Here is a 22,935-nt window from a genome sequence, read left to right as displayed (position 1 = left end):
AGATTCAGCCCAGCGCCGCCTGTTTCTCTTCCGCGATCCGGTCGAGCTCGGCGCGGGTCGGCTTGGTCGCGGCGCTCTTGAGCTGCCCGCACGCCGCCATGATGTCGCGCCCGCGCGGGGTGCGGACTGGCGCCGAAATACCGGCTTTGAATATCAGGTTGCTGAACGCGCGCACCCGCTCGGGCGACGAACATTCATACATCGCGCCCGGCCAGGGGTTGAAGGGGATCAGATTGACCTTGGCGTGCAAGCCATATTCGCGGATAAGGCGAACAAGTTCGCGGGCGTCGTCGTCGCTGTCGTTCTTGTCCTTCAGCATCACATATTCGAAGGTGATGCGCCGCGAATTGCCGGCGCCCGGATAGTCGGCGCACGCTTTGAGCAGTTCGTCGATGCCATATTTGCGGTTCAGCGGCACGATTTCATCGCGCACTTCCTTCGATACCGCATGCAGCGAGACCGCGAGGTTGACGCCGATTTCTTCACCCGCACGCGCCATCATCGGCACCACGCCGCTCGTCGACAGCGTGATCCGGCGGCGTGACAGCGCAAGCCCGTCGCCGTCCATGACGATCTTCAGCGCGCCCTTGACCTCGTCGAAATTATACAGCGGCTCGCCCATGCCCATCATCACGATGTTGGTCAGGATGCGGCCGTCGGCGGTGTAATGGCCGCCCTCTTCGTCGTCTTCGTCCTCGGGATCGGGGCCAAAACCCGCCATCGTCCCCTTGGGCCATTCGCCCAGCTCGTCGCGCGCCAGCATCACCTGCCCGACAATCTCGCCCGCGGCGAGGTTGCGGACGAGGCGCATCGTGCCGGTGTGGCAGAAGCGGCAGTTGAGTGTGCAGCCGACCTGGCTCGACACGCAGAGCGTTCCCCGATCGGCGTCGGGGATGAAGACCATTTCATATTCCTGGCCGTCGGCGGCGGCGAGCAGCCATTTGCGCGTGCCGTCGCTCGACACCTGCGCCTCGCGCACGGTCGGGCGGCCGATGATGAATCGGTCGGTCAACCACGGCCGCATCGTCTTGGCGATGTCGGTCATTGCCTCGAAATCGGTGACGCCGCGGTGGTACATCCAGTGCCAGATCTGCTTGGCGCGCAGCTTGGCGCCCTTCGCGTCCAGACCGGCTTCGACTAGCACGCCGCTAATCGCGTCGCGGGTCAGCCCGACCAGGTCGATGCGGTTGCCGCCGCGCAGCGGGACGGTGCCCGTCGTGACGGGGTCGATATGGCCGGGAATCTGCATGATGGGCGCGCATATAGGGGGGAAAGGGGAGATGTGCAATCGCGCGCCCGTCGGCCCTGGGCCGGGGCCGCGATCGTGCCCGAATCGCGACCCCGGCTCTGACGAACCCTGCAACATGGGTTCGCCAGCTATTTCTGGATCGAGCTGACCCGGATGACGCTATCGGGCGCCGCGCTGGCAATCACGCGATCGGCCTGCGTCGAGGCAAGCTGCCGCGTGTCGGTGCGGCATTGCCGGACGTCGTTCTTGCCTTGCAGGTCATAGTCAGGCGCGGTGCCGCACACATCGACGACGGCGCGCCAGATGCGGCGGTCGAGACTTTTGGTACCAGCCTCGGTCCGCAGATCGAGATCTTTGTGCGGGACAACCACGCTCGGGTTTGCGTGCGGTGTTTGGGCGAAAGCTGGCTGGCCAACCGAAACAGTGGCCAGCGCGGCGAGGATCAGAAGCTTTTTCATCTTATGTCTCCATCGGCCGGCTGAAGAGGAGGGGAGGAAGCCGGTGACCACAAGATAAGCGAACCTGCGGGGCAGCAGGAGCAACGATGTTGCGCTACCATTCTGCAAAATTGCAGAATGCCGCAAAGCCGCATATGAAGCACAAGACGCCATGTATGATTGGAACGACCTCAAAGCTTTTCTGGCCGTCGCCGAAACGGGCAGCACCCTGACCGCCGCGCAGGCGCTGCGCGTCAGCCAGACGACCGTCGCGCGGCGGATCGCGGCGTTGGAGGCTGCGACGGGGCTCAATCTGTTCGAGCGGCGGCAGACGGGCTACGCGCTGACTCCGGTGGGCGAGGCGATGCTGGGCAGCGCGGCGGCGGTGCGTGAAGCCGCCGATCGGTTCAGCGAAGCGGCCAGCGCGTCATCGCGCGAAGTTGGCGGCACCGTCAGCCTGACGACGATGGAAATCTTTGCGGTCACCATCCTGCCGCCAATTCTGCGCGATCTGCGTGCCGAACATCCGGGCATTCACATCCAGCTCGACACGTCGGACGAGCAGCGCGACCTGGCGAGCGGCGCCGCCGACATTGCGATCCGCAGCAGCAAGCAGCCGACCGGCGCCGGACTGGTCGGGCGGCGCACCGCCGACAATCCATGGACCGTCTATTGCAGCCGCGATTATGCCGACCGCCACGGCATCCCGCACAGCCGCGAACAGCTCGCGGCGCATCCGTTCATAGGCGGCGGTGGCGGGGTGTGGGGGCCCTATCAGGCGTGGCTGCGCCAATATGGTCTCGAAGACTCGGTGGTGATGAAATATGACACCGGCACCGGCCTGCTGGCCGGAGTGCGTTCGGGAATGGGCCTCACCATCTTGCCCGCTTTCATTGCTGATCGCGAACCCGATCTGATCCGCTGCATTCCACCCAAGAAAGAAGACACCACCGGGCTCTGGCTGCTGACCCACGAGCGGTTGCGGCATGTGCCGCGGGTGCGGTTAGTGCTCGATTTTCTGGCGAAAGAACTGACGAGGCTGGCGCGCGAGGGCTGAGCTATCAGCCTAGCTTCGCACACCCCAGGGCCGCCGCGTCGATTGCCGTCGCGGCGCCGCGCAGGCGGTAGGTGTCAGCAATCGCGCCGCCGCTGGCTGTGCTGCTCGCGACGCTCATGCTGGGTGCTGACCGCATTGCAGCGATGATCGCGGCGTCCATCCGCGCGTCACTCGCCCAACCATGCGCGCCGTTGCCGGTCAGGATGAAGCGGCGGCTGCCGATGGTCAGGCGCAGGTCGCGCCCCGCCGCGCGCGCCTTCGACAGGCGGACGTAGAATTGGCCGCGGATGCGCAATTTGGGCCAGTAACCGACGCTGGCATAGGCCTTGACTTGCGGGGTGCCGATCGTCGCCGAGGGGGCGGCGATGGCGTAACAGCGGGGAGTGGCGGGATCGCGGAACGCGCCCCAGCCGTCGAAAATGCCGAGCGCCGTCGGGGCGGCAGCCAGCGCCGCGGCGGGCAGCGCCGCCAGCATCATGAAAAAGAAGGCCCAGCGCCGCATCGCGCCTTCGTTCGCGCGATTGAGGATGCTTTGCAAGCATGGCTTGCACGTGCCGACGCGTGCGTTAAGGAAGGTGGGCATTTTTAGGGGCCGGGAATCGGGGCAACGAATCGCCTTCGATGGCGGCTCTTTCAGGGACTTCTCCCGCGGAACACAGGGATGGCGGATTAGAATGAAAGCGACGATCGAACGCGCAGTGTTGTTGAAGAGCCTTGGCCACGTCCAGTCGGTGGTCGAGCGGCGCAATACCATTCCCATCCTGTCGAACGTCCTGATCGAAGCCGATGCGTCGGGCCAGCTGAAGCTGATGGCGACCGACCTCGACTTGCAGGTCGTCGAAACGATCGCCGCCAAGGTCGAAACCGCCGGGACGACGACCGTGTCGGCGCACACTTTGTTCGAAATCGCGCGCAAGCTGCCCGAAGGTGCCGAGGTCAGCCTCGCGGCTGCCGAGGGCAAGATGCAGGTCAAGGCCGGCCGCTCGAACTTCAACCTGCCGACGCTGCCGCGCGATGATTTCCCGATGATCGCCGAGGGTGACCTGCCGACCAACTTCGAACTGCCAGTCGCGGAGCTGATCCAGATCATCGACAAGACGCGCTTTGCGATCTCGACCGAAGAAACGCGCTATTACCTCAACGGCATCTTCCTGCACGTCGCCGAAGATGCGTCGGGTCCGGTGCTGAAGGCTGCGGCGACAGACGGCCACCGCCTCGCGCGCTACACTGTCACCCGCCCCGAGGGCGCCTCGTCGATGCCCGACGTCATCGTGCCGCGCAAATGCGTCACTGAAATCCGCAAGCTGCTCGACGAGGCCGAAGGCAATGTCGAAATCAGCCTGTCGGCAAGCAAGATCCGCTTCCAGCTCGGCAACGCCATTCTGACCTCGAAGCTGATCGACGGCACCTTCCCCGATTACAGCCGCGTTATCCCGACCGCGAACGACAAGCTGCTCAAAGTCGATCCGAAAAGCCTGTATCAGGGCGTCGATCGCGTCTCGACGATCGCCAGCGAAAAGACGCGCGCGGTCAAGGTCGGGCTCGACAAGGACCGCATCACGCTGTCAGTGACGAGTCCCGAGAATGGCACCGCGGCGGAAGAAGTTGCCGCGGTTTACGACAGCGAAGCGATGGAAATCGGTTTCAACGCCCGCTACCTTAGCGATATATTGGGTCAGGTGGACGGCGACACAGTCGAACTGCACCTCGCCGATGCGAACGCCCCGACGCTGATCCGCGAGAGCGAGAAGAGCCCGGCGCTGTACGTGTTGATGCCGATGCGGGTTTAAAGGCCGTCGCCCCCCCGCGCAGGCGGGGGCGGCTCTCGGGTTTGCCCTGCACAGGCTGGCCAAGGTTGCCAGCGGCCCGCGCCTGCGCGGGGACGACGATTCACCCTGCCTTCGCTACCCGCCAGATGACCCCGCCGCTATCGTCAGCGATCAGCGCGCTGCCATCCTTCGCAACTTTCACATCGGCCGGACGACCCCGGGCGGTTTTGTTGTCCGACGCCAGAAAACGATCGAGCAGGGTGACCGGCAGCGCATCGACCGGTTTGCCGTTGGCGCCGAACTTGACGAACACGACGCTGTAACCCGCCGCCGGTTCGCGGTTCCACGATCCGTGCAGCGCCACCAGCGCACCGTTCGACCAGCGCTCGCCAAGGTCGAGCCCCTGGGTGAAGGTCATGCCGAGCGGCGCGGTATGTGCGCCGAGCCCATATTCTGGGCGCTTGACATATTGGCGGCGATCCTCGGCCTCGGGTTCGACGCGCGGATCGACAAAGCCGCCCCAATAATACCAGGGCCAGCCGTAGAAATCGCCCTCGGTAACATCGGTCAGATAATCGGGGACCAGGTCGCTGCCCAGCATGTCGCGCTCGTTGACCACGGTCCACAGCCGGTCGCTGCCGGGATAATAAGCCAGACCGACGGGGTTGCGGATGCCCGCAGCGAAGGTCCGCATATATTTGTTTTCCGGTCGTACTTCGAGCACGCTGGCGCGGCGGAACTCGCGGTTCATACCCTTTTCACCGATATTGCTGTCGGCGCCGACACCGACATAAAGCCAGCCGTTCGGCGCGGCGACCAGGCTTTTGGTCCAATGGCGGTTGGTGCCTTTGGCGGGCAGGTCGACGACCTTAGTGGGCTTGCCGCTCATCTTCGTCTCGCCCGCGACGTAGGGAAAGGCGAGCAGCGCGTCGGTGTTGGCGACGTACAGCGTGTCGCCGACCAGCGCCATGCCATAGGGCGAATTGAGGCCGGTGATGTAGGCTGTCTTGACCTCGGCCTTGCCGTCGCCGTCGCCATCGCGGAGCAGGCTGATGCGGTTGGCCGACACGCCGCCGGCACCCGCCTTGCTCATCAGGCGGCTCATCACCTTGCCCTCGATCCCCGAGCTGTCACGCGGCGGGCTTTGCGCTTCGGCAACCAGCACGTCGCCATTGGGCAGCACGAACATGGTGCGCGGATGATCGAGCCCGTCGGCAAAACGCTGGACAGACAAGCCTTGCGCGGCGCGCGGCGCCTGACCTGCGGGCCATCCCGTCACTTCGGGGACGTTGATCGTCGGAAAGGTTTCGGTTTTTTGCGACGCCATCACCGGCACCCGGCCGCTGAGTTCGGCGGTCGAGAAGCGCGCCACATCGGGCCGCGACATGATGTACAGTGTCGCTCCGCCAATCAGGACGAGCAGCAACAGGGCGGCGGCGATGAATTTCAGGATCTTGCGCATCCCGCCTATCTACACGGCTGATAGGCGGCGGCAAAGAGGTGAAACGCGTGCGGCACGATGCGGCAAAGGGTTAATAGCAGCGGCATTGCGATTAACCTTACCCGAATCTTCATCACAGTTGGGAACGGCGCGGTGAGGGGCGCGGGGTAGGGAGATGGTTCCAAGGCAAAGACGGGGACTCCATGCATCTGCCTGCACCATTTCTGACCGATCGCGCCGCAGTCGAAGATGCCCATGCGCTCATTCTCGTGCATGGCGAAGAGGCGGGATTTGCCGCCGCTGCGCGCGCCGAGCAGTATCGCGTGCTGGGCAACCACGTCCATTTTGCGCGCTGGCGCCAGATTGAACGGTTGATCACCTATCTGGCGGTCGAGGATATTCTCGACACCGTCCACTAGGTCTTAAAGCCGCAGGCCTTCGGTTTCGGGCAATCCCGCCATGATGTTGAGATTCTGGACGCAGGCGCCGCTCGCGCCTTTGCCCAGATTGTCGAGCTGCGCGACCAGCCGCGCCTGGCTGCCGTCAGCATTGGCAAACACGAACAGCTCGATCCGGTCGTCGCCCGCGTCCGAGGCGCGGAGCAACATTTCGCCATCCGTCGGCGCTTCGCCCATCACCACGATCGGGCTGGCGGCATAAAAATCGGCGAGCGCGGCGCGCAGCGCGCTGGGCGCGGCCGCATTCCGCATAGCGGCAAGCGGCAGTTGCACGTCGACCGCCATGCCGCGATGCGCGGGGATGACCGATGGCGAAAACAGCGGCGCGATCGACAGGCCGCAGCGCGCCTGCATTTCCGGCACATGCTTGTGACCAAGGCCCAGCGCATAGCCGCGCCAGGCGATATCGCGGTCCTGCTCGAAGCGTTCGATTAACGCCTTGCCGCCACCCGAATAGCCGCTGACGGCGTTACAGGCATAGGGCCAGTCGGCGGGAAGCAGCCCGGCGCGGATCAGCGGCGCGATGAGCGCAATAAAGCCAGTTGAGTAACAGCCGGGGTTGCTGACCCGCGCCGCGTTGGCGACCGCGTCATGCCCGCTGACTTCGGGAAAGCCATAGACCCAGCCCGGAGCGACGCGGTGCGCGGTCGATGCGTCGATCACGCGGGTGCGGTCATTGGCAATCATCGCCACCGCGTCGCGCGCCGCATCGTCGGGCAGACAGAGGATGACGAAATCGGCGTCGTTCAGCGCCTCGCGCCGCGTGCCCGCGTCCTTGCGGCGCGCATCGTCGATCGCGAGCAGCGAGAATTCTCTGCGCCCCGCCAGCCGCTCGGCAATTTCCAGGCCCGTCGTTCCCGCCGCGCCGTCGATGAAAACCGTCTGTGTCATGATTTATCGCAGTCGTTTATACCCGCTCACCGGCGGATTATGGTCCTTGGCGGCCGAACGCGCGATGACGTCGGCCAGCGGTTCTGTCTTCACTGCCATCCATCGTCGGCTGGCGTGGATGATATTCTGCTCGTCCGCCATGATGCCGACATGGCCGGGAAAGAACACCAGATCGCCGCGCACGAGCGCCGAGGGATCCACGTCCTTGTCCGCGCGCAGTGCTGCCAGCTGCAAATCGCTGTCGCGCGGCAACTGCACCCCGGCGGCGGCCCAGCTCAGCTGGACCAGCCCCGAACAGTCGATGCCCTTCGCCGTGCGGCCGCCCCAAAGATAGGGAGTGCCGATCAGTTCCTCGGCGCGTCCGGCGGGGTCGGCATCTTCGGCGCCAACCTCGACCAGCGCCGCCAGCGGCAGATAGCCGTGCGCCGTCGCGAGCCACTCGCCCTCGACCTCGCCCATCACCAGCGCGCCGCGCGGCAGAACGGCGGGGCCGCCGCTTGCTGCATCGGGGGCGTTGTGGAGGATGGCTTCGATCATTTCGACGCGGTGCGTCGGCGCAATCGGCGCGGCCAACGCATCGGCGGACAGATAGCCGACATAATGGTCGGCGAGGCAATATCCCCACGCCCAGCCGCCGGTCAGGTCGAGCAGGGCAAAGCCTTCGCCAAACAGTAGCTCGCTGGTCTGATCGGCGTCGAGCGATGGCGATCCGCGCAGCACCGCAGCAGGCAACACCCCGCTTCGCATCATCGGTGCGGCATAGTGCGGGGCGAAATGCTGCCCCGCGACCGCGATGTCGGCCAGGTCGGGGCGGATGGCGACGATGCGCGGGTCATAGGCCTGCGATGTGCCAGTCAGGCCAAAGCGATCGCGGCCCGCGCCGACGGCGCCGGGGCGTCCCATGCGCACGCGGTTTGCCGCTGAAATGTCGCCGCTTTGAGCTGTCACCTGTCGTCCCGTAAATAGCAGTTCCGCGCCCCCGGCGGACAATCGCGCGCCATTAGACCAGCCGGACCCGCTTTATCAAGAATGTTCAGGCCTTGCCGCGCCGGTCGTAGCGCGACTGCAGCATCGCCCATGCGGCGCGCAACCCCAGCGCCGCGCCACCTTTGGGGCGACCGGGCTTTGCCGAGGGGCGCCAGGCAAAGGTGTCGAGATGCGCCCATTGGACGCCTTCGGGCACGAAGCGTTGGAGGAACAGCGCCGCGGTGATCGTGCCGGCAAAGGCCGAGCTGCCCGCATTGCCCAGGTCGGCGATATCGGTTTCGAGCAGATCGGCATAGCCATCCCACAGCGGCATCCGCCATAGCGGGTCGTCGCGTTCGGTTCCTGCGCTCAGCATTGCCTCGGCCAGCGCATCGTCGTTGGCGAACAGCGGCGGCAGGTCGGGGCCAAGTGCGACGCGCGCGGCGCCGGTGAGCGTCGCGAAATCGACGATCAGTTCGGGCTTGGCCTCGCCGGCCTTCGCCAGTGCATCGCCCAGCACCAGTCGCCCCTCGGCGTCGGTGTTGCCGATCTCGACGGTCAGGCCAAGGCGGCTTTTCAGCACATCGCCGGGGCGAAACGCATCCCCGGAGATCGCATTTTCGGCCGCCGCGACCAGGCAGTGCAGCCGTACCGGCAGCCCGCTCGCCATCACCAGTTCGGTAAGCGCCAGCACATGCGCGGCGCCGCCCATATCCTTTTTCATCAACCGCATGCCCGACGCCGGCTTGATATCGAGCCCACCGCTGTCGAAGCTGATCCCCTTACCGACCAGCGCGACGCGCGGGTCGCCGTCTTTGCCCCATTCGATTTCGATCAGGCGCGGGGCGTGGTGCTTCGCCGCGGCGCGCCCGACCGCGTGGATCATCGGATAGCCCTGTTCCAGCGCTTCGCCCTTGGTGACGGTCAGCTTGCCGCCATGCGCTTTGGCAATGCGTTCGGCGGCCTTTTCAATCGCCGCTGGCCCCATATCGGCGGCGGGGGTGTTGACCATGTCGCGGACCATTGCGGTCGCGCGCATCTCCGCCACCATCGGCGCAATTGCGCCGACATCGGTGGTCAGCAGCACCCGCGCGCCCTTGGTCTCGACCTTTGATCGGTAGGTGTCGAACCGATATTGCGCGCTCATCCAGCCGAACAGCGCCTTGCCCGGTTGCTGACCTTCGAGCCGATAACGCCCGGCGGGCAGAATCTGGCCCAGCTTGGCGAGGCACCACGCCGACAGGCTGTCGGTCTTTGCTACCGTCGTGACGACTGCCCATTTATCGGGGTCGTCGCCGGGCAGGATCGCATGGACATAGGCGTCGGGTTTGAACCCCACCGCGGCGAGGTGCGCGCGCTCGCGGGCGCTGCGACGCTTCAGCCATTCGTCATAGCCCGTTTTGTCGACAAGATGGATCGGGCGGGCGTCCTGCCCCTTGTCGGGCTGGATCAGATCGGAATAGTCGGTCATGCGTCCGTGCTAGGCCGCCATGGATATTTTGTCGATTCCCCGCGTTATGCTGGCATGACGACTGCAACACGGAACGCCACCACCCTGCTGCTCCTGGCCGGCGCTGTGCTCCTTTCCAGTTGTGCCGACGAGCCGCCGACGCCCGCCGAGAGGGCGGCGGCCGCGTTGGTACCGGGTGCCCCGGATAGCGCCGCCGCTGATGCGGAAGCCAAAAATGCCGCGGCCTCGAACGTCAAGGAAAGCAGCGACCTTGTCGAATTCGCTTATGCTTATCCGCGTGAGGCGGCGATGATCCCGGACCTTGCGGCGTGGCTGGACAACGATCGCGCGACTAGGCGCGATGCGCTGATTGCCGTGGCACGGCGCGACAAGGCGGCGGCGGAAAAGGCGGGCTTCCCCTATCGCCCGCACAGCCATCTTCAGACGTGGCAGCGCGTGTCGAACACACCGCGTTTCCTCAGCCTGTCGGCGGAAATCCAGACCTATACTGGCGGCGCGCACGGCATGACTAGCTTTGCTACACTATTGTGGGACCGCAACCGGGCGAAGCAGCGGCAGCCGCTCGACCTGTTCACCAGCGGCGAGGCGTTCGACGCGGCGATCCGCAACGCCTTCTGCGCGGGCATCGAGCGCGCCAAGACGGCCAAGGGCATTGTTGCCGAAGAAGCTCCGGACAGCCCGTTCGGCAATTGCCCGCCCGCGTCGGCGCAGACCGTGTGGCTGGGCTCGTCCGATGGGCGCTATCTCGATCGCATGACAATCGCCATTGCGCCCTATGAAATCGGTCCCTTTGCCGAGGGCAGCTACAAGATCAACGTCCCGGTGACCGGCACCCTGGTCGGTGCGGTGAAGGACGAATTCAAACGCGACTTCCTCCCCATCAATTGAGATCGAAGGACAAGGACATGGCGAAACAGCCCAAAGCCGGCAAGATCGGTGAAAACCCGAAAGATCAGAAGGGCAAGCAGAACGCCGCGGCCAAGCTGCGGCGTGACGTTGGCGGCGGCAAGACGATCGCCAAACCGCCATCCGATAGCGAAGCCGACCTCGACCGCGCCCCCAAATGGCAGCCGCGCTACCCGGGTTCGGGACGGCTCGACGGCAAAGTGGCGATCGTCACCGGCGGCGACAGCGGAATCGGTCGCGCTGTCTGTGCGCTCTTCGCCCGCGAAGGAGCTGACGTCGCAATCGTCTATCTCGACAACCGCGCGGACGCGGTCGAGACCGCGGCGATCGTCGAGGCAGAGGGGCGCCGCGCCATCGCGATCAAGGCCGACGTTGGCAAGGCCAAGTCGGGCGCAAAGATCGTCGCGCAAACGGTTGCGAAACTCGGCCGTCTCGACATCCTCGTCAACAACGCCGGTGAGCAACACCCCGCCGAAGACATTCGCGACATCAGTCCTGATCAGTTGGAACAGACATTCGCTACCAACATCTTCGGTATGTTCTATCTGGTACAGGCGGCGCTGCCGCACCTCAAGAAAGGCGCGGCAATTGTCAATTGCACCAGCGTTACCATGTATCAGGGGTCGGGCGGGCTGCTCGATTACAGCGCCACCAAGGGTGCGATCACGGCGTTCACGCGCTCGCTCAGTGAAAATCTGGTCGAGAAAGGCATCCGGGTGAACGCGGTCGCGCCGGGGCCGATCTGGACCCCGCTCAATCCGCGCGGTGGCGCACCCGCGGACAAGGTCGCAACTTTTGGCGAGAGCACCCCGATGAAGCGACCCGGCGAACCGAACGAGGTCGCGCCCTGCTTCCTGTTCCTCGCCTGCGCCGACAGCAGCTATATGTCGGGCCAGGTGTTGCATCCCAATGGCGGGACAATCGTTAATGGCTAGCGGGGCGGCAAAGGAGAGGAAACATGCCTGCGAAGTCCAAAGCCCAACAGCGAGCCGCCGGAGCCGCGCTCAGCGCCAAACGCGGCGAAACGCCGAAATCGAACCTCAAGGGCGCATCGAAGGAGATGGCTGAAAGCATGACCGAAAAGCAGCTTGGAGAGTTTGCGTCAGGCTCGACCAAGGGCAAGCCTGAGCACGTCGACTGACTATTCAGCAGCTTCCAGTTCGGCAGGCGCCGAAGCCACCGCCCGCGCATTTGCGAACGCCAGCACCCCGTCGTCGATCGCGCCGGTCTTCATGTCGATCCGATCCTGGATGTAATTCTGGTTGAGCCGCCAGGGCAGCTTGTCGGCATTTTTCGGCATGATGTGCAGCGAACGCTGGATATAGCCCGACGAGAAATCGAAGATATTTTCCTCGGTCAGCGTCGCGGGGTCGGCCAGCGCCGGGGTCGCTACCGTCGTGCCGGTCGCCTGCATATGGTTGAGCACGCGGCAAACATATTCGGCGACGATGTCGGCGCGCAGCGTCCAGCTGGCGTTGAGATACCCGAACACCGCCGAGAAATTCGGGATGTTCGAGAACATGCACGCCTTGTAATAGAAATGCTCGCTCCAATCGACGAGCGCGCCGTCGACGCGCACCGGAATCTTGCCTGCGACGGCGAGCTTGAGCCCGGTCGCGGTGACGATGATGTCGGCGTCGAGATGTTGGCCCGACTTCAGTTGTATGCCGGAGGCGTCAAAGCGTTCGATATGATCGGTGACCACCGACGCCTTGTCGGCCTTCATCGCGTTGAAGAAATCGGCGTCGGGAACCAGGCACAGCCGCTGGTCCCATGGATTATAAGGCGGGGTAAAAGCCCTTTCGTCGTAGCGGTCGCCGAGCGCCGCCTTGATCTTGCCGGACAGGAAATCCTTGACCTTCTCGGGCTTTTCACGCGCGCGGCGAAAGCCGATGTCCTGCAGCTTCACATTTTTGAAGCGGGTGATTTTATACGCGAGCTTCTCGGGCAGGACTTTGCGCAGGAAATTCGCAAAAGCGTCCTTCGCCGGGCGAATGAAATACCAGGTCGGAGTGCGCTGAAGCATCGTCACATGCGCGGCCTTGTCGGCCATCGACGGGACGATCGTCACCGCGGTCGCGCCTGATCCGATCACGACGACCTTCTTGTTCGTATAGTCGAGGCTTTCGGGCCAGAATTGCGGATGGATGATCTGGCCTTTGAAGTCCTCGCGGCCGGTGAAACTGGCGTCGAACGGCTCGTCATAGTCGTAATAACCCGCCCCGAGATAAAGCCAGCGCGCGGTGGTCGTCGATGTCCCGCCGGCATTGTCCTCCAGCGTGACTGTCCAGCGCGCCGCGGCGCTGTCCCAATCGGCGCCGACGACCTTGCGATCGAAGCGAATGCGCTCGCGGATATGACGCTCGTCGACGATGCGGTTGAGATATTCGAGGATCGCGGGGCCGTCGGCGATCGTCTTTTCATGCTTCCACGGTTCAAACACGAACCCCAGCGTGTGCATGTCGCTATCCGATCGGATGCCCGGGTAGCGGAACAGATCCCATGTGCCGCCCAGATTGGAACGACGCTCGACCAGCGCGAAGCTGCGGTCGGGGCTGAATTGCTGAAGATGGACCGCCATGCCGATGCCCGAGATCCCGGCGCCGACGATCAGCACGTCCTGATCGACCGGTGCAGCCTTCGTGTCTGCGGCGCGTTCCATCGTCGCGGTGCCTGCCATCATCCTGTCTCCCGACTATGTTTGACGCCAGCTTACGCACCACGTTGCATTTTGCAATCGAATTGACGTTTACGGAAAGGAGCGCGGCGACGAAGCCTGCTTGTCGCTGTCATAATATTGTCATAGAGGCGTAACGCTTTTGTCACCTCGGTCCGTCGCGGCCATGAAAATCCAGAAAAAGGTCGAGTTTGTGCGTCAGATCGCTGTCCTCCCTTATCGATTCGGCGGACCGGCGCACGACGGTCCGACCGAAATCCTGCTGATCACCTCGCGCGAGACGAAGCGCTGGGTGGTTCCGAAAGGCAATCCGCTGTCGGGGATGACCCGCCACGCCGCCGCGGCTGTCGAAGCCGAGGAAGAGGCGGGCGTCACCGGGGCAGTGTGCCCGACCCCGATCGGCAGCTATGAATATCGCAAGCGCCGCGCGAACGGCGCGGCCATCATGTACAATGTCGAAGTATTTCCGCTGGCGGTGACCAATGAGCTCGCCGAGTGGAAGGAAATGGACGAACGCGAGCGCAGATGGTTCTCGTTCCGCGATGCCGCCCTGGCGGTTGAGGAGCCCGACCTGCAGGCGCTGATCCGCTCATTTGGCGACGGCGGTTTTCGCGCTGTCGCCGCGCCGCGCAGCGCCGTTCAGAATGTAGCAGAAAAAGCAGGGGTAAGCCGAATGTTCGCATGGTTTCAGCGATTGCTGCCGCGACAGGGAAATTTCTTTGAATTGTTCGAAAGCCACGCCGCGACGCTCGTTGCAGGCGCGAATGCCTTGTCGCGGATGCTGCAGGGCGGCGAGGGCATGGCCGACCATGTCCAGGAAATCATCGAGCGCGAACATGACGCCGACGCGATCACCCGCGAAGTTTTGCAGACAGTGCGCCGCACCTTCCTGACCCCGTTCGACCGCAGCGCGATCACCGACCTGATCGCGTCGATGGACGATGCGATCGACGAGATGCAAAAGACCGCGGGCGCCGTCGATCTGTACGACGTTACCGAATTCGAACCCGAAATGCGCGACATCGGTGGCATCATCGTCGACGCTGCCCGGCTGACCGCGGAGGCGCTGCCGCTGCTTCGCAATATTTCTGCGAATGCGATGCGCCTGCATGAGCTGACCGAGCGGCTGGTGCGGATGGAAGGCCATGCCGACGAAATCCACGCCGCGGGCCTCAAGCGCCTCTTCAAGGAACATGGGCAATCGAACAGCGCCCGCTTCCTGATCGGGCGTGAACTCTATCGTCACCTTGAACGCGTCACCGACAGTTTCGAGGATGTCGCGAACGAGATCGACGGCCTGGTCATCGACCACGCATAAGCGGGGGCGCAAACCATGCACGAACTCGCTTTCCCGCTCCTCGTCGGCCTGGTCATTCTGGCACTGGCGTTCGATTTCCTGAACGGACTGCACGACGCCGCGAACAGCATCGCGACCGTCGTGGCGACGCGGTTGCTGCGCCCGGTGCAGGCGGTGGTCTTTGCCGCCTTCTTCAACTTCGCCGCCTATTTCCTGTCGATTATCTTTCCCGAACTTCATAAGGTTGCGGAGACGATCGGCAAAGGGATCGTCGACAAGGATCTGGTGACCCCCGCCGTCGTGTTCGGGGCGCTGGTGGGCGCGATGTTCTGGAACATCGTCACTTGGCTGAAAGGCATCCCGTCGTCGTCGAGCCACGCGCTGGTGGGCGGGATCGTCGGGGCGGGCGTGGCCCATGCGGGTTTTGAGGGGATCGAATGGACGGGCCTCAACAAGACCGTCATCGCAATCTTCCTGTCGCCGATGCTCGGCATGTTGCTGGCGATGCTGGTGATGCTGGTCAGCAGCTGGGCGTTACACCGCGCCACCGCCAAAATCGCCGAGAAGACGTTTCGCCGTCTCCATCTGCTGTCGTCTGCAGCTTATTCGGTCAGTCATGGGCTCAACGATGCGCAAAAGACGATGGGAATCATCGCCGTTCTGCTCTATTCGACCGGCTATTTGCAGGGTGAGTTTCACGTTCCACATTGGGTGGCGTTCAGCTGCTACGTCGCCATCGCGCTCGGCACATTGTCGGGCGGGTGGAAGATCATCGAGACGATGGGCGGACGGATCACCAAGCTGTCGCACCATCAGGGCTTTGCCGCGTCGACCGGCGGGTCGATCATGGTGTTTACTGCCAGCCTGCTCGGCATTCCGGTGTCGACGACGCACACAATCACCGGCAGCATCATCGGCGCCGGCGTCGCGCGCCGCGCCAGCGCTGTGCGCTGGGGCGTCGCCAGCAATGTGGTTGCGGCGTGGTTTATCACCATTCCGGCGAGCGCGATCGTCGCGGCGGCCTTCTATGGGATCACGCGGCTGTTCTGATCATTTTGCGGGGCGGTAATCGACGCTCGCCCCACCGACCATCCGGACCGGCAGGTACAGACCGTTGCCATAGGCCTTGATCTGACCAATCTCGAAGCCGTCGACCCGGGTACGTATGACGAAGGCCCCCTCGCGCCGCTGATCGACCGCGCGCTTGATCTTGCCCTGTAGTTCACGCAGATCGCGCGCGAAGTTCTGCGTCAGGGCATCGGCGATCAGCGGGGCAAACCCCGGGCTCTGGCCGAGCGTGATCAGCAGGTCGCCCCCAACCCCGTCGGTGTCGCCGTTGATCAACAGGTCGGTGAAATGCACCTCGGCCGAGCCGGGTTTGTTGTTGGGAACCGCCGTCATCCAGATGCGTCCTTGGGTCGGCTGGCCGCTGCGGTCCGCCAGACGCATGGCGACATCGACACCCAAGGCGATGCGCCCGTCGGGCGCGCCATAGATCGTCGATTTGCCGAATTTGACCGTCATCGGTCCGACTTTAGGCAAGACAAATGGCCGCGCCGACCGTTTGAGCAACGCACGATCGACCACGGGCTGAAGTTGCGAATAATCGGCGAGCACCGGAACCCGCACGTCGAGATGCGGCGTCGGCGCCTCGCGAACCATGTTCGGCAACGGAGTCGGCGTTGGGTCGGTCGGGCGACCCGAAACAAAGGTTTCGGTAATCGCCTCAAGCCCGAGGTTCAGCCGCATCTGCTGCCCCTCCATGCGGTATCCGCCATAGAGGATGCGCTGTGGCGTGATGCGCATCCACACCGGCGGCTTGTCGCGATTGAGCTCGAGCGCGGTGAAGCTCTGCCGCCACACCTCCGACGCCTGCTGGCGGATGTCGATCCGCGCGATTTCGCGGTTCACTTCGCGCTCGACGTCGCGGACGACAGGCTTCAGCTTGGCGTCGGCCTCGTCGGTAAAGGTGATGCGCTTGCCGAGGAAATTGATCCCCGGCGCTTTGGTCCAGCCATAGCTGATCCGCGCCGTGCCGCGGGTGCGCCAGTCGGGGGTGATGTCGATTTGGACCCGGGCATGCGCCATCGCGGCACCGGTCGCGGTCTCGCCCTTGAGCACCCCGCCGACGTCGCGCGCCGCGATCGTGGCGCTCAGCGGCACATCGACGATAATCTCGTCACCCACGCCTCGCAGCCGCAGCGGTCCGCGCGTCACCCGCCCGACGATCGTGCAGGCGATGGGCGGCGTGACCTCGACCTCCTTGCCAAAGACCTTGAGCTGCTGCGGCTTGACGCACGCGCGCTCGCGCCGGTTGATCGTCCACAGCGTTTTTGGCACCGCGCGTTCGAGCGCCCGTTTGAGCGCGGTGGTATCGGCGTTGATTGGCACCGCAATCAGCGAGGTTTGCGTGGGGGAGGGCGCTTTGTCGGTGGCGCGAGGCGGGGGGTCGACGGCGACCTTGCGGTCGCAGGCGGCGAGCGCGACCGCCGCTGCGATCGTTACGGCTAATGAATTGATCGCCCGCATATTTCAGCCCCCGCTAGATGTTCCTGCGGTAACACCCATTGGTAAAGCTCGTTCCAACAAATCCACGGTTCAGCCGGCGACAACTCCGAACAGATCATGCTCGTCAGCATCCTCGATCGCGACATCGACGATATCGCCGGCTTTCAACGTCGCAGCGACGTCGCGGAGATAGACATGGCCGTCGATCTCAGGCGCGTCGGCCTGTGACCGCCCGGTGGCACCGATGCTGCCGTCTTCGTCGGCTTCGCCGACTTCGTCGATGATCACCGGCAGCGTGCGGCCGATTTTGGCTTCGAGCTTCGCGGCGCTGATCGCGGCGGTTTTTTCCATGATCCGCTGGTAGCGTTCTTCCTTGACCTCTTCGAGAACCTGATCGTCGAGCGCATTCGCCTGCGCGCCCGCTACGGGTTCGAAGCGGAAGGCGCCGACGCGGTCGAGCTGGGCTTCGTCGAGCCAGTCGAGGAGATATTGGAAATCCGCCTCGGTCTCGCCAGGAAAGCCGACGACGAAGCTGGAGCGGATTGCGATGTCGGGGGCGATCGCGCGCCAGTTCTTGAGCCGTTCGAGCACCTTCGCTTCGTTCGCGGGGCGCTTCATGCGCTTGAGGACGCTCGGGCTGGCGTGCTGGAAGGGGATGTCGAGATAGGGGGTCAGCAGTCCCTCGGCCATCAGAGGGATCACCGCGTCGACGTGGGGGTAGGGATAGACATAGTGGAGACGCACCCATGGAGCGCGGCCTTCGCTGGTCTGAAGCTGGCCGAGTTCGCGCGCGAGGTCGGTCAAATGGGCGCGGACTTCGCGGCCCTTCCACTGGCGCGGGTCGTGGCGGGTATCGACGCCGTAGGCCGAGGTGTCCTGGCTGATCACCAGTAGCTCTTTGGTTCCCGCCGCGACGAGCTTTTCGGCCTCGCGAAGCACTGCGTCGATGCGGCGGCTGACGAGTTTGCCGCGCAGATCGGGAATGATGCAGAAGGAGCAGCTATGGTTGCATCCTTCGCTGATCTTCAGATAGCTGTAGTGGCGCGGCGTTAGTTTCAAGCCGCCTTCGGGAACCAGATCGACGAATGGGCCTTGGGTCGGCGGCGCGGCTTCGTGGACGGCGTCGACGACCTGTTCGTACTGGTGTGCGCCGGTGACCGCGAGCACATTCGGAAAGCGCGCGCGGATGACCTCGGCTTCATTGCCCATGCAGCCGGTGACGATGACGCGGCCATTCTCGGCCATCGCTTCGCCGATCGCCTCGAGGCTTTCTTCCTTCGCCGAGTCGAGGAAGCCGCAGGTGTTGACGAGCACGACGTCAGCGCCCGCATAATCGGGCGACAGGCCATAACCGTCGGCGCGTAGCTTGGTCAGAATCCGTTCGCTGTCGACGAGTGCCTTGGGGCAGCCGAGCGAAACCATGCCGACCTTCGGCTGGGAGGGGAGGGATTTGACTGTCATGATTGCGGGCGCGCATAGGGGATTTTTTGGGGTTTGTCACCTGTCCCAAGCCCCTCTTCTGAAGGGAAAGGGTTTTAGCGCGCCCCCGCCAGCGTATCGGCGACAATCCGCCAAACCTTCGGGTTGATCCCCAAACCCAGATGCGTGCTGTCGACTTTGATATTCCGCGCCTGATCGTTGTAAGTGTCGACGGCGATATCCGGCCCGACGATACCGTCGCGGTCAGAGTAGATGACGGTCAGCGGCTGCGTCAGCCCTTTCAGGTTGCGCGCGTGGATCTCGCGCTCGATTGCGTCGAAATCCCGCCCGGCGAAGCGCTGCGCGAGCGCGGTATATTTGGGGCCGCCGATGACCGGGGTGCCCATGGTGATGACTTCGCGGACCAGTTCGGGATAAGCGCGCGCGGTTTCGCGGGCAATGACGCCGCCGAGGCTCCAGCCGATCAGGGAGAGCGGGGCGCCGTCGGCCTTGACCCATTCGGCCGCCTGCGCCGCGAAGCGTTCGACGTCGGCGGCGACGCGGCCCTGATTGCGGCCCATGCCCCAGTCGCGGACATGATAGCCGAGGTGACGCAGATACGCCTCCAAAGGGCGCATCGAGAGCTCGGACGCGCCATAACCGGGGAGCAGGGCGACGGGCCGGCCGTCGCCACGCGGGGCGCCGATGAGATGATAGCCCGACAGGCCATAGCGCAGCATGTCAAACGGCAGCGTGAGTTCGCCGAGCTGCGCGCGGCGGCTCGGCGGTTTCAATCCGGTGGGCAGCGGTATGTCGCGGGGCATCGCCTTCTCCCTGTCATCGGTTTACAGCTTGACCGATTGGTGCGGCATTGCAAGCGGATAGGGTAACGGATGAGCATAGGCATATTTGCGGCAGTTTCGGCGGCGGTTGCGGTCGCGGCGGGGGCGTTCGGCGCGCATGGCGCGACGGGGCAGCAGGAGGCCGAATGGCTGCGCACCGGAGGGATGTATCAGCTGATCCACGCGGTCGCCGCGCTGGCGATCATCGGCGTTGCGCGTGGTCCGGCGATCATGTTGCTGGTTGGAGCGGCGATTTTTGCAGGGACGCTCTATGCGATGGCGCTCGGCGCGCCGCGCTGGTTGGGTGCGGTGACACCGATCGGCGGTGGGTTGCTGATCATTGGCTGGCTGTGGGCGGGCTGGATATACTGGCGGGGTTAGTCGCCGTCGACGCCTGCTTCGCACTCTTCGCAGCGGATGACCTCGACGACCAGGTCGCCGGGTTCAAGATTTTGCGCTTCGGGTTCCCAAAAGCCGTAGGGTTTGCCTCCGCGATAGATGCGCAGGCCGCGGCCTTCGTTGGCGAGTTGGTCGATGCTGCGCCCGATTTCGGCGGCGGCGACAGGCCGTTCGCGCAGTTGGACGCGCCCGCCGATGCTGGCAAGGTCAGCCATATAGTCGGCGACATGCGCGCCCTGCGCCGATCCGGCAAGCAAAAGCCCGGTGAAGCTGACCGGATTGATGACATTGTTCGCGCCTGCCTGCCGCGCGAGGACTTCATTGTCCTGCGCACGAATGACGACGCTGATCGGCACTTTGGGTGAGAGGTGGCGAACGGTCAGGACCATGAGGATCGAGCTGTCGTCGCGGCCCGCCGACACCAGCACCGCCTGCGCTCGTCCGATATGGACGTCGATCAGCGTGTCGTCGTTCGATGCGTCGCCCTGCAGCACGTTACAGCCCATCGCCTCGGCCTCTTCGATCCGCGACGCCGACTGGTCGAGGACGACGATGCACGCCGGATCGGTGCCGCGCGCGATCAGTTCCTTGACGGCTTCGCTGCCGCTGACGCCAAAGCCAAGGACGACGATATGGTCGGTGAGCTGTGCCTGGATGCGGGCCATGCGCCATTTTTCCCATGTGCGTTTGAGGACGAAATTATAGGCGGTGCCGACGAAGATAAACAACACCGCGATGCGGATCGGGGTGACGATTACCGCCTCGATCAAGCGCGATCGATTCGAGATCGGCGCGATATCGCCGAACCCCGTCGTCGTCACCGAGATCATTGTGAAATAGACGACATCGAGAAAGCTGACATGGCCATCGTAATGGTCGACCAATCCTTCGCGATCGATCCAGTGAACGAGCACGACGATACCGATCAGAAAGAAGGCAAGCGAAAGCCGTGCGCCAACATCGGCCCACACCGGCCATTTGCTGGCGCGGCGCAGCGGCTGAAAGCGGTGCTGCGGTTTCAGCTTGGACGGTTTGTGGTCGCTCATCGGGGCGGCAATTGGTTCATCGGATCAATGGGTATGCGATTTTTGCGCAGCTGGAAATGGAGTTGCGACGTCTGGACCTGGCCAGTCGCTCCGGCGCGGCCGATGACGTCGCCTGTCCGCACCGCCTGACCGCGCTGCACGTCTATTTTCGCTGCATGGCCATAGGCGCTGACCCAGCCGCCGCCATGGTTGATCAGGACCAAGCCGCCATAGACGCCGATCTGGTCGCCGGCATAGGCGACCACACCATCGGCGGTGGCGCGGATCGGGGTGCCCGCGGCGGCGGCGATGTTGATGCCGTCGCTGATCTTGCCCGGTGCGAGCGGGCCGAAGCGCGCGAGGATCGGGCCGTTTAGCGGCCAGGCAAAGCGACCGGTGAAGGCGGCTGGTGCAGCAATGGCGGTGGTCACCGGCTGACGCGGCGCGGCGCTGCCCGCGGTCGGACGGCTGCTTTCGGCGAGCGCGGGCTGGCTGCCGGTGACGATGTCGTCGATGGCGAGGGTAAAGGCCGCGGCGCGGGCGCTGACGTTGACGGGGCCGGGAGGCGCGGCGCGCGCATCGGACGGCAGGCGCAGCCGCTGGCCGACGCGCAATATATAGGGGTCGGCGAGCGCGTTGATCGTGATGATCTCACCCCATTCGGCGCCATAGGCGCGCGCGATGCTGATCCCGGTCTCACCCGCGCCGACGCGGTGGTACAGGCCGGCGGGGATACGAAGTTGTTGGCCGGGGTGCAGGGTGAAGGGCGGGGTGAGGTCGTTTTCGAGTGCAAGCGCTTCGGACCCCGCGCCGCTCATTTCGCCGATCGCGCGTAGCGTGTCGCCGGGGCGGACGGTGTAGGCTTCTGCGGTCACGCGCACCGCATTGCTGACCACGGGTTTGAGCGTCCAGGTCGGCCGCGCGTCGCCGCCGACGACGTTGCTCACCGGTCGGCGATCAAAGTCGAAGCTGCCCTGGGAGGAGGGCGGAGCGGTTGTCGGCGCGACGGGCCGTGCCGGCGGGGCAGGGGCCGCGGGGATACAACCGGCAAGCAGCATAGCGCCCAGCAACACCCCGACATGATGTCTGATTTCCCCCACGCGCCGCAATTGCCAAAGGAAGCGAGCGGTGGCTAGACCCAAAGCCGTCGCCCCCGCGAAGGCGGGAGCCGCGAGAGGCCATATGCCTTCGTCGCTGCTTAAACCGACAGCGGCCCCCGTCTTCGCGGGGGGGGACGACTTAGACCGCGTAAGCACTCCGCAACGCCGCCAGCGACGCGTCGTGCGTCAGGTCGAGATGGAGCGGAGTGACCGAGATGAAATTATCGTCGATCGCCTCGAGGTCGCTGTCGTGCGCGAGGCTGTGTTCGATGCCGTGCAGGCCGAACCAGTAATAGCGATAGCCGCGCGGGTCGGTGCCTTCGACGATCGAGCCGCGGCCATAATCGTGGAAACCCTGGCGGGTGACGCGGATGCCCTGCACCTCGGCGGCTGGGATCGCGGGGAAGTTGATGTTTATCAGCGTGCGCGGCGGCATGGCCATGGCGAGCAGCGGACGCAGCACTTGTACACCCCAGGTTTCGGCGGGGGCGAAGGGGACGGTGTCACCCATGCCTTCCTTGGCATATACTTGGCTGAGCGCGATCGAAGGAATGCCTGCGAGCGCGCCTTCGATCGCCGCCGATACGGTGCCCGAATAGGTGATGTCGTCGCCAAGGTTGGCGCCGCGGTTGACGCCCGACAGGATCAGGTCGGGCTTGTCGGGCATGAGCTTACCGATCGCCATCATCACCGAATCAGTGGGCGTCCCGCTGCACGAGAAGCGCCGTTCGTCATGCTGGCGGATGCGGACGGGACGCGACAGGGTGAGCGAGTGACCGGCGCCCGACTGCTCCTCGGCGGGCGCGCAGACCCAGATATCGTCGCTGAGCTGGCGCGCGATCGTTTCGAGCACGGCGAGGCCGGGGGCGTGGTAGCCGTCGTCGTTGGTGAGGAGGATGCGCAACGTTTCGATCTTTCTCTCTTCGTCTTGCCGGACCCTTCGACCTGCTCAGGACAGGCTTGAGCAGGTATCCATTCGGCGATGGCGTCGTGGACCCCGGATCATGTCCGGGGTGACGAGTA

The 22,935-nt window shown here is 64.5% G+C and carries 23 protein-coding genes; 9 read left to right on the top strand and 14 right to left on the bottom strand.

Annotation, left to right across the window (positions count from 1 at the left end; translation table 11 throughout):
• Positions 1 to 4: 4 nt before the first annotated feature.
• Both rlmN and CDQ92_RS09330 read right to left on the bottom strand, forming a co-directional pair.
• Positions 5 to 1,249, bottom strand: coding sequence for a dual-specificity RNA methyltransferase RlmN (gene rlmN / locus CDQ92_RS09335; RefSeq protein WP_088441098.1), 1,245 nt, complete (start codon positions 1,247 to 1,249; stop codon positions 5 to 7).
• A gap of 128 nt (positions 1,250 to 1,377) precedes the next feature.
• The gene (locus CDQ92_RS09330; RefSeq protein ID WP_088441097.1) at positions 1,378 to 1,707 is read right to left on the bottom strand and encodes a UrcA family protein; all 330 of its coding nucleotides are present in this window, start codon (positions 1,705 to 1,707) and stop codon (positions 1,378 to 1,380) included.
• A gap of 151 nt (positions 1,708 to 1,858) precedes the next feature.
• Between CDQ92_RS09330 and CDQ92_RS09325 the strand changes: the two genes are divergently transcribed.
• Positions 1,859 to 2,743, top strand: a complete 885-nt coding sequence (locus CDQ92_RS09325; RefSeq protein ID WP_088441096.1) for a LysR family transcriptional regulator — start codon at positions 1,859 to 1,861, stop codon at positions 2,741 to 2,743.
• A 4-nt stretch (positions 2,744 to 2,747) separates the two neighbouring features.
• Here the strand turns inward: CDQ92_RS09325 and CDQ92_RS09320 are convergent, their stop codons facing one another.
• Entirely contained in the window at positions 2,748 to 3,245 is a 498-nt protein-coding gene (locus tag CDQ92_RS09320) for a hypothetical protein (RefSeq protein ID WP_088441500.1), read from the bottom strand.
• 172 nt (positions 3,246 to 3,417) lie between these two features.
• Here CDQ92_RS09320 and dnaN point away from each other — a divergent pair, with 172 nt between their 5' ends.
• Positions 3,418 to 4,533: a DNA polymerase III subunit beta gene (gene dnaN / locus CDQ92_RS09315; protein ID WP_088441095.1), complete on the top strand. Its 1,116-nt coding sequence runs from the start codon at positions 3,418 to 3,420 to the stop codon at positions 4,531 to 4,533.
• 100 nt (positions 4,534 to 4,633) lie between these two features.
• Here dnaN and CDQ92_RS09310 read toward each other — a convergent pair whose 3' ends face one another.
• Positions 4,634 to 5,974, bottom strand: coding sequence for a PQQ-dependent sugar dehydrogenase (locus tag CDQ92_RS09310; RefSeq protein WP_088441094.1), 1,341 nt, complete (start codon positions 5,972 to 5,974; stop codon positions 4,634 to 4,636).
• A 182-nt stretch (positions 5,975 to 6,156) separates the two neighbouring features.
• On the opposite strand from CDQ92_RS09310, the gene CDQ92_RS09305 reads away from it, so the two are divergent.
• Positions 6,157 to 6,372 carry a hypothetical protein gene (locus CDQ92_RS09305; RefSeq protein ID WP_088441093.1) on the top strand — a complete coding sequence of 72 codons (216 nt, stop codon included), beginning with the start codon at positions 6,157 to 6,159 and terminating at the stop codon, positions 6,370 to 6,372.
• 3 nt (positions 6,373 to 6,375) lie between these two features.
• On the opposite strand, the gene argC is transcribed toward CDQ92_RS09305, so the two are convergent.
• From argC to CDQ92_RS09290, 3 genes are all read right to left on the bottom strand, one after another.
• A complete protein-coding gene (gene argC, locus CDQ92_RS09300) occupies positions 6,376 to 7,302 on the bottom strand; it encodes an N-acetyl-gamma-glutamyl-phosphate reductase (RefSeq protein ID WP_088441092.1) in 927 nt (308 codons plus the stop codon).
• Between the two features lie 3 nt (positions 7,303 to 7,305).
• Positions 7,306 to 8,250 (bottom strand): C40 family peptidase, encoded by a 945-nt coding sequence (locus CDQ92_RS09295; protein ID WP_229667308.1) that lies wholly within the window; start codon positions 8,248 to 8,250, stop codon positions 7,306 to 7,308.
• Positions 8,251 to 8,335: 85 nt separating this feature from the next.
• Positions 8,336 to 9,739, bottom strand: coding sequence for a leucyl aminopeptidase family protein (locus CDQ92_RS09290; protein WP_088441090.1), 1,404 nt, complete (start codon positions 9,737 to 9,739; stop codon positions 8,336 to 8,338).
• Between the two features lie 54 nt (positions 9,740 to 9,793).
• Here CDQ92_RS09290 and CDQ92_RS09285 point away from each other — a divergent pair, with 54 nt between their 5' ends.
• From CDQ92_RS09285 to CDQ92_RS09275, 3 genes are read left to right on the top strand one after another with little or no spacing between them, the layout of a single operon-like run.
• The gene (locus CDQ92_RS09285) at positions 9,794 to 10,627 is read left to right on the top strand and encodes a DUF4163 domain-containing protein (protein WP_088441089.1); all 834 of its coding nucleotides are present in this window, start codon (positions 9,794 to 9,796) and stop codon (positions 10,625 to 10,627) included.
• A 17-nt stretch (positions 10,628 to 10,644) separates the two neighbouring features.
• Complete coding sequence (locus CDQ92_RS09280) at positions 10,645 to 11,580, top strand: SDR family oxidoreductase (RefSeq protein ID WP_088441499.1); 936 nt, start codon at positions 10,645 to 10,647, stop codon at positions 11,578 to 11,580.
• A 23-nt stretch (positions 11,581 to 11,603) separates the two neighbouring features.
• Positions 11,604 to 11,786, top strand: coding sequence for a DUF3008 family protein (locus CDQ92_RS09275; protein WP_088441088.1), 183 nt, complete (start codon positions 11,604 to 11,606; stop codon positions 11,784 to 11,786).
• Here CDQ92_RS09275 and CDQ92_RS09270 read toward each other — a convergent pair whose 3' ends face one another.
• The gene (locus tag CDQ92_RS09270; RefSeq protein ID WP_229667329.1) at positions 11,787 to 13,325 is read right to left on the bottom strand and encodes a flavin-containing monooxygenase; all 1,539 of its coding nucleotides are present in this window, start codon (positions 13,323 to 13,325) and stop codon (positions 11,787 to 11,789) included.
• Positions 13,326 to 13,488: 163 nt separating this feature from the next.
• On the opposite strand from CDQ92_RS09270, the gene CDQ92_RS09265 reads away from it, so the two are divergent.
• Positions 13,489 to 14,640, top strand: coding sequence for a DUF47 family protein (locus tag CDQ92_RS09265; RefSeq protein WP_144035734.1), 1,152 nt, complete (start codon positions 13,489 to 13,491; stop codon positions 14,638 to 14,640).
• 15 nt (positions 14,641 to 14,655) lie between these two features.
• Positions 14,656 to 15,669 (top strand): inorganic phosphate transporter, encoded by a 1,014-nt coding sequence (locus CDQ92_RS09260; RefSeq protein WP_088441087.1) that lies wholly within the window; start codon positions 14,656 to 14,658, stop codon positions 15,667 to 15,669.
• Here the strand turns inward: CDQ92_RS09260 and CDQ92_RS09255 are convergent, their stop codons facing one another.
• The 3 genes from CDQ92_RS09255 to CDQ92_RS09245 form a co-directional block, all read right to left on the bottom strand.
• Positions 15,670 to 17,148: a DUF4403 family protein gene (locus CDQ92_RS09255; protein WP_088441086.1), complete on the bottom strand. Its 1,479-nt coding sequence runs from the start codon at positions 17,146 to 17,148 to the stop codon at positions 15,670 to 15,672.
• Between the two features lie 69 nt (positions 17,149 to 17,217).
• The gene (gene rimO, locus CDQ92_RS09250; RefSeq protein WP_088441085.1) at positions 17,218 to 18,588 is read right to left on the bottom strand and encodes a 30S ribosomal protein S12 methylthiotransferase RimO; all 1,371 of its coding nucleotides are present in this window, start codon (positions 18,586 to 18,588) and stop codon (positions 17,218 to 17,220) included.
• Positions 18,589 to 18,662: 74 nt separating this feature from the next.
• Positions 18,663 to 19,370 (bottom strand): esterase/lipase family protein, encoded by a 708-nt coding sequence (locus CDQ92_RS09245; protein ID WP_088441084.1) that lies wholly within the window; start codon positions 19,368 to 19,370, stop codon positions 18,663 to 18,665.
• 69 nt (positions 19,371 to 19,439) lie between these two features.
• Here CDQ92_RS09245 and CDQ92_RS09240 point away from each other — a divergent pair, with 69 nt between their 5' ends.
• The gene (locus CDQ92_RS09240) at positions 19,440 to 19,769 is read left to right on the top strand and encodes a DUF423 domain-containing protein (RefSeq protein WP_088441083.1); all 330 of its coding nucleotides are present in this window, start codon (positions 19,440 to 19,442) and stop codon (positions 19,767 to 19,769) included.
• Here CDQ92_RS09240 and CDQ92_RS09235 read toward each other — a convergent pair.
• The 3 genes from CDQ92_RS09235 to surE all read right to left on the bottom strand — a co-directional run bounded on the left by CDQ92_RS09235 (position 19,766) and on the right by surE (position 22,816).
• On the bottom strand, positions 19,766 to 20,833 hold the full coding sequence (locus CDQ92_RS09235; protein WP_088441082.1) for a potassium channel family protein: 1,068 nt from the start codon (positions 20,831 to 20,833) through the stop codon (positions 19,766 to 19,768). The two genes, CDQ92_RS09240 and CDQ92_RS09235, sit on opposite strands and share 4 nt — an antisense overlap.
• Positions 20,830 to 21,870 (bottom strand): LysM peptidoglycan-binding domain-containing M23 family metallopeptidase, encoded by a 1,041-nt coding sequence (locus tag CDQ92_RS09230; protein ID WP_088441081.1) that lies wholly within the window; start codon positions 21,868 to 21,870, stop codon positions 20,830 to 20,832. The genes CDQ92_RS09235 and CDQ92_RS09230 overlap by 4 nt, the downstream gene beginning before the upstream one ends.
• 181 nt (positions 21,871 to 22,051) lie before the next feature.
• The gene (gene surE, locus CDQ92_RS09225; RefSeq protein ID WP_088441080.1) at positions 22,052 to 22,816 is read right to left on the bottom strand and encodes a 5'/3'-nucleotidase SurE; all 765 of its coding nucleotides are present in this window, start codon (positions 22,814 to 22,816) and stop codon (positions 22,052 to 22,054) included.
• Positions 22,817 to 22,935: the final 119 nt, after the last annotated feature.

The organism is Sphingopyxis bauzanensis (assembly GCF_002205675.1).
Taxonomy (GTDB): Bacteria; Pseudomonadota; Alphaproteobacteria; order Sphingomonadales; family Sphingomonadaceae; genus Sphingopyxis; species Sphingopyxis bauzanensis.
Note: the sequence above shows the minus strand (reverse complement) of the source record. Positions and strands in the feature narration are given on the sequence as shown.